Below are 970 nucleotides of genomic sequence, written 5' to 3' on the forward strand. Positions count from 1 at the left end.
TTTGCTTGCGTTTTCCATTCTTCAAATCTCCCGTTACAGCCAAGATCCAAAGTCTCCTACATTTCCGGGGCGCTTCAATGCTTTGGTTATTCGCGCTTTGCTACGGCGCTGCGAATGGCATGATGACCATCCTCCGCGGCACCATCGTGCAGGACCTGATGTGGACCGAAGGCTACGGTGCAGTCAGCGGCATGCTTTCGTTCCCGTCGAATGTCGCCAAGGGAATAGCCCCGATTGCCGCGGCCAGCATCTGGATGCTTTACCCACGGTTATCGAGCTGTTGAGTGGACCGTGTTCCTTGTTTCGATGCTGTCAGCAATCGCATTCTTCGTGGCAGTTCGGGTCAGCCGTCACACGGCAACTAGAACCGCCTGATGCCGCTTCCAAATCGTAAAAGACAACACCGACTATGAACATACGTGCCGCGCGAACCGAAGACCTCGATGCCATTGCGGCATTGCTCGCAGAGAACGGGTTGTCGGCTTCCGATGTAACCCCCGACCAGTTGCGCGATTTTGCCGTCGCAGAAGATGCCCACGGGTCAGTAGTCGGCAGCGTTGGCCTAGAGGGGTTTGGAGCTGAGGCGTTGCTGCGGTCACTGGCGGTTGCAAAGCCTGAACGCAGCGCCGGGCTGGGAACCAAACTGCTCCTCCATGCGGAATACATGGCGCTGACCTTGGGCGTATCGGAGTTATGGCTGCTCACGACGACGGCCACAGACTTTTTTCGGCGGGCTGGCTACTTACCAGTCGCTCGCCCGAGCGCGCCGACCGGACTTCAGTCCAGCACGCAGTTTGCTCAACTCTGTCCAAGTACCGCTGTCTGCATGAAAAAGAAGCTGAAACCCAATCGTGCACGAGACCCTGCCGTCGACAAGACCGCGAAGCATTAGCCGTATGCGATCCACGAACGACGCCCCTCGGAGTAAGGTGGAGAGCGCGTGATGTGTGTCAGCAATGCGGGTCAGCGG

General features: G+C 57.7%; 1 protein-coding gene and 1 pseudogene. Both read left to right on the forward strand.

Annotation, left to right across the window (positions count from 1 at the left end):
* Window positions 1-375 (forward strand): annotated as a pseudogene (locus AWB66_RS32580) (hypothetical protein); the annotation flags it as partial.
* Window positions 376-409: 34 nt separating this feature from the next.
* A complete protein-coding gene (gene arsN2 / locus AWB66_RS32585; RefSeq protein WP_087634060.1) occupies window positions 410-892 on the forward strand; it encodes an arsenic resistance N-acetyltransferase ArsN2 in 483 nt (160 codons plus the stop codon).
* Window positions 893-970 lie beyond the last annotated feature (78 nt).

Source organism: Caballeronia telluris (assembly GCF_001544495.1).
Classification (GTDB): Bacteria; Pseudomonadota; Gammaproteobacteria; order Burkholderiales; family Burkholderiaceae; genus Caballeronia; species Caballeronia telluris.